General features: G+C 60.9%; 4 protein-coding genes and 2 pseudogenes. 2 read left to right on the top strand and 4 right to left on the bottom strand.

Features of this window, described 5'->3' with window-relative positions; genetic code table 11:
• On the bottom strand, positions 1 to 541 hold a 541-nt coding region (gene istA, locus ACTHL0_RS06560; protein WP_440565841.1), incomplete at its 3' end, for an IS21 family transposase.
• A gap of 80 nt (positions 542 to 621) precedes the next feature.
• Here istA and ACTHL0_RS06565 point away from each other — a divergent pair.
• Positions 622 to 1395 carry a LysR substrate-binding domain-containing protein gene (locus tag ACTHL0_RS06565; protein WP_440565842.1) on the top strand — a complete coding sequence of 258 codons (774 nt, stop codon included), beginning with the start codon at positions 622 to 624 and terminating at the stop codon, positions 1393 to 1395.
• Between the two features lie 254 nt (positions 1396 to 1649).
• On the opposite strand, the pseudogene ACTHL0_RS06570 reads toward ACTHL0_RS06565, so the two are convergent.
• Positions 1650 to 1842, bottom strand: a pseudogene (locus ACTHL0_RS06570) (transposase domain-containing protein); the annotation flags it as partial.
• A 34-nt stretch (positions 1843 to 1876) separates the two neighbouring features.
• Between ACTHL0_RS06570 and ACTHL0_RS06575 the strand changes: the two are divergent.
• Positions 1877 to 2083 (top strand): annotated as a pseudogene (locus tag ACTHL0_RS06575) (transposase domain-containing protein); the annotation flags it as partial.
• Between the two features lie 500 nt (positions 2084 to 2583).
• On the opposite strand, the gene ACTHL0_RS06580 reads toward ACTHL0_RS06575, so the two are convergent.
• Positions 2584 to 3582, bottom strand: a complete 999-nt coding sequence (locus ACTHL0_RS06580) for an RDD family protein (protein ID WP_440565843.1) — start codon at positions 3580 to 3582, stop codon at positions 2584 to 2586.
• A gap of 112 nt (positions 3583 to 3694) precedes the next feature.
• Positions 3695 to 4807 (bottom strand): transglutaminase-like domain-containing protein (locus tag ACTHL0_RS06585; RefSeq protein ID WP_440565844.1); only part of this gene is annotated, 1113 nt, incomplete at its 5' end.

Raw genomic sequence — 4807 nt, forward strand, 5'->3', positions numbered from 1 at the left:
TCTCGCGCGGCACCCCGCCGAGCGTTTCGAATAACGCGTGGTGGCAAGCGATCAGCGTTTCTGCCTTCTCGTTGGTAGCAAAGCGCGCCCAGCGCCAACGGCTAAAGCCGAGCGTCGCGGTGAACGCATACAGGGGGTGGGCGCCACGACGAAATACGACGAAGTCGCATTGCATCTGCCGCCCCGGCTCGGTCTCAAAACGCACGATCGGATCGGGCGCCGGTGCAGGCTTATGCGCCTTCATGAAGGCTTGGATGCTGCGTAGCTGACCTTCGTAGCCGAGCGCACGGAGCTCGCGCAGCAGTGCCGGCGCGGCGATCGTGTCTGGCGCCGCCGCTTGCATTCTCTCGACGATATACGCGTGAAATGGATCGAGCTTGGTTGGCCGCGGCTCACGCTGCTTGTATCGAGGCACGTCCTGCGACGCTAAGTAACGGGTCACGGTGTTGCGAGACACGCCCAAGCGCCGTGCGATCTCTCGCACCGACAACCCTTGGGCCTTGAGCACATGGATTTGCATCCACTGTTCCTTCTGGAGCATCGCCAGCCTTCGCGCGAAAAAGGCTGACTGTACTGAAAGGTGGCTCAGATTTACTTTGCGCGAAGTGGCTCAGTATTACTTTGCGCGCAACAACGCGCAGGATTAACGTCACGCCGGATGGCATCGCGTACTACGAACGCGTGACCCGGCTGCTCGCCGATATGGACGACGCCGAGACGAGCCTGTCGAGCGCATCGGCTGTGCCACGAGGTCGCCTTCACGTGGACGCGCCGAGTCCGTTCGCACGCCTGATCCTCATCCCGGCGCTGCCGGCATTCCTCGCCCGCTATCCCGACATTCAACTCGACATGGGCGTGAGCGACCGCACCGTCGATATCATCGGCGAGAACGTGGATTGCGTCGTGCGTGGAGGCGAGCCGAACGACCAGTCCATGGTCGCCCGTCGCGTGGCGGAGCTTCCGCTTGGCGTCTTCGCATCGGCTGGATATCTCGCGTTGGCAGGCATGCCTTCGCATCCCCGGGAACTCGAAAACTCGCACCACCGCATCATCGGGTTCTCATGGGGACGCGCGGGCAGCCTCTATCCGCTCGTCATGCATCGCCGCGGCGAGACGGTGAAGGTGCAAAGCCGTTACGCGCTCGCCGTGGATGATGGCAATGCCTACCTCGCGGCCGGATTGGCCGGCCTCGGCATCCTCTGGCTGCCGCGCTATATGTCGGAAGCACATCCAAGAACGGGCGAACTCGTCGCGCTGTTCGAGGACTGGCAGCTCGATCCGATGCCGCTTTACATCGCGTATCCGCCGAACCGCCATGTTAGCGCGAAGCTGCGTGCGTTCATCGACTGGGTCGTCGAGCTGATGAACGAACATGCTCCCGTGCACATGCAATGACGCTGCAGGCACGGCGCTTCGTCAACGTCAGGTGAGCGACGACGCCGTTCGCTTCGCCGCATCTCGCCGGGGTGGCGCGTTGAACAGTCGGCCATTACCAACCTCGCTACCGGCAAAGTGGTCGCCTTCGCCATGGGTGCCGCTGCCAAAATGCTCAAACAATCCCTGGCTTAGCACCTCATTCGTCAGCGGTCCATAAGCGACGCCTCTCAGAGTGAGGACTTGTACCGCCTGAAGCGTCGTACTGGGGATGGTCAGCGGAGATCGGTAGGCATCTTCCAGGGAAGCAGCGCGTCGTAGTCGTCGACGGTCTTCGCCAGTCGGATGCGCTGGAATAACCAGGTGAGATAGCGATGCGGGTCGATGCCGTTGGCCCTGCAGGTTTCGACCAGCGAATAGAGATTGGCGTGCGCCGTCGACTGTGTCCGAGAACAGCCAGCTGTTCCTCCTAGAGGAGCATTTCCATAAGAGGAAGTCGTAGCTGTTCAGCGACACGGTTGACGGCGCAAAGGCGAGCGCCACAATTTACAGTCTCATGCTGACGTGCCGTGCCTGCTGTGTCGAACCGAACGACTATCTGTTGCACGTACTCAAGGAACTGCCGCAGCGTCCACCGGACGCCGAAGTTACGGACCTCTTGCCATTCAACTATGCGCGGCATCAAGGGGCCAGGGCACAGGACGGCTGACACACCCGGCGCTCCTCGGCGGTGCCCCTACGCAAGACCCTCAGTTGCACGATTCTCCGTTCGGTGTGCCAAAGCTGCCGCTTACGCATGCTTGACTCCGTCTTCAGGGGGAAGCACGCAGGCAAAAGGGCGCCGCATTCGGGACGCGGAGATCGCAAGTTCTAACGTTACTGCCCCGACCAATCATAGAACACATTGCCTCAGCCGCACCCAGCCATGTCCCGATTCAAATATTGTCCCTGCCGAAAGGTCGCTTACTGATCGAAGCAGTCGTCCGAATGTCTGAGTGTGGGTACAGACGAACGACGGCTCGTGGCCGAACCGGATCACCCACCACCTCGGCCCGCAGTCTGTTGACGCGCGTGGTCTCAATCGACGTCGGCGCTTGGGCGACAGGCCGCCTTCCCAGCGGACGGCTGGGTAGCCAGCTTGACACCGCCGACCGAATTCGCGGCCCCGACTGCCGTCTTTGTGGCTAAACTCCAGGCACTCCGTCCTGCTCAGGGCCGCGGACGCGCCTTCAGTCGTGATGCCCATTCGCGGCCTGGCAGGCTCTCCACGGTCTGCCGCCGCCACGTAGCAATGCCCAAGTCGACGCCACGCACGATAACCACCGTAACGGCATCCCGGTTGGCAAGCGTCGGCGTCGCGGTAAATGCGGCACGCGCGATCGCGAGGCCGCCCGCTTCGGTTTGCAATGCCGGCGTGCCCACCACCGCGGTGATGATCGTCTGCTTATCAAGCGGCGACGCCGCCCCTGCCCGATGTAAGCTCGAAACCGAGCTTTGCCGCACACCGGGAACGTCTGCGACCGCCTTCTGAATTCCCCATAAATCGGCGAGTGCTGCCTTAACCCGGTGCTGCGCGACGAGACCGCCCACCACCAACAGCGTACCGATGACACTTATCGCGATCCAGTGAACACGACGCACCGGTGCTTGCGGACTGGCGTGCGCCTCGACAGGCACCACCGCTGCGGAGACAGCCATGTCGTGCAAAGATCGGCGGCTCGGCCGGTTGAAAACCAGCAGGTAGACGATCGCCGTTCCCCATAGAAAGACGACCTCCGAATTGGCAATCGCCAGCCACGACGTCCCTTGCAGCATCACGGGCACGTCCATAAAGCCAACGCCGCCCAGAACGAACGGCACTGCAATGATCGCATACCGCGCCCACGCCTGAATCGGACTGAGCGGCACAAAGCCGCCCGGCGTGACTCTCACCACCTTGATCTTCAACGCTTGTTTGCCGAATGTCTGGCACCGGCCGTTCACGCCTTCCATGAGCGTGAAATACAGCGAGCCGAACGCGAACCCGATCAGCCTACCCCACGCGCCGATACGAGCCAGCCACTCGAAGCCGAGCGCAATCACGGCCGTCCCGATGAGGCCGAGGACGATACCGTCGATTGCGAATGCGGCAGTCCTGCGCCGCAAACCGGCTGCCGCCGCGCCGCCTGCGTCGAGCGACGTTTTTTCTTTATGGATTTCTTCAACCATTGTTCGGTTCGATTTCGAATATATGAACTGTGTCGTCAGCATCGACTACGCTTTGATGCGAATAAGGCGTGCGAGTGAGTCGATTGCGACGTGAAGAGCCTCCGTTGCCCACCTACTTGTAGAGCACTTGCTGACGCATGTCGTCCAAAACGGGGCGCAGGGCCTCGCTGATCCGTTTCGAAACGTCGGCCGAGCAGATATTGGCAGGGCTCCGGTCGCTTAATGTGCGGGACGCTTTCAGCTCATGCCCTTCCAGCGAATAGCGGCTTTCATAGCTGAGAAACGTGCTGTCCACTTTAGCCCCGTCTGGCAGCGACAACACTCGGAGCTTTTCAGGCAGCGTGATGACGTACTCCTCTTGGGTTGTACCGGGCAGGCACACCGTATCTTGGGGCTCGACCGGCAGCAAGGCTTGCTCCGCAAAATGCGACACCGCCGCCTCGGTGTACAGCCAAGGCTTGATGCTGAGCCCGCCCGATCCTGGATAGCGAACCGCCTTTCGCACCTTGAACGTTCCCTTGTAGGAAAAATGGTCCACCAGTCGATGCGGGTCGTCGAAATCAAAGGTGCCATCGGCCTCAAAGCCATCGCGGCGGAACGCTTCGCGAATGAAGCGCGCCTGCTCGTCTTTGCCGATGTCGAGCAGACGCTGGCGTGCCAGCTCTGCATACAGCCCAGTTACGTGCACGGCGATATCGCCTTCAATCGAGCCATCACTGTCAATTTTCACGTGAGAACTCAAGACCTGAGTGTTATTGCCCTTGTCGGCCGGAGTACGGGCCGGCACGTCAGAAGACGCGCTAAGCACGGGCTTGTCCTGATCTGCTACGGGCAGTCGGCCAAACGAAGTGCCGCCGCTAGTGGCGTCCAGGAAGAGCTTAATTTCCGGCACATAGTTGATGACATGGTTGACCGTCGAGGCCACGACGATCTTGGGCAGCCTGTAAACTTCGCCCGCATTGACGAGTACTTGTTCGCTGGCAATACCTTGGGCTGCAAGCAAGGCTTGCATAAGCGTAGCGTGGTCCTTGCAGTCACCCATTTTTGCATCGAGGACGACATCCAAGTCACGAGGCACGACGGAGCCAATGCCCACGCAGTTTCCGCCATAGCTGATGTTTTGGCTGACCCAGTCGTAAATTGCATGGGCCTTGTCTTCATGCGTTGTGCGATCACCCACGAGTTGCGCAGAGAGCTGACGCAAGCGCGGCGTCACTGCCGCCTT

The sequence above is a fragment of the Trinickia sp. genome (assembly GCF_051961175.1).
Classification (GTDB): domain Bacteria; phylum Pseudomonadota; class Gammaproteobacteria; order Burkholderiales; family Burkholderiaceae; genus Trinickia.

Coding starts and splice junctions, on each gene's coding strand:
- ACTHL0_RS06580 (WP_440565843.1), bottom strand. CDS start 3,582: ATGGTTGAAGAAATCCATAAAGAAAAAACGTCGCTCGACGCAGGCGGC.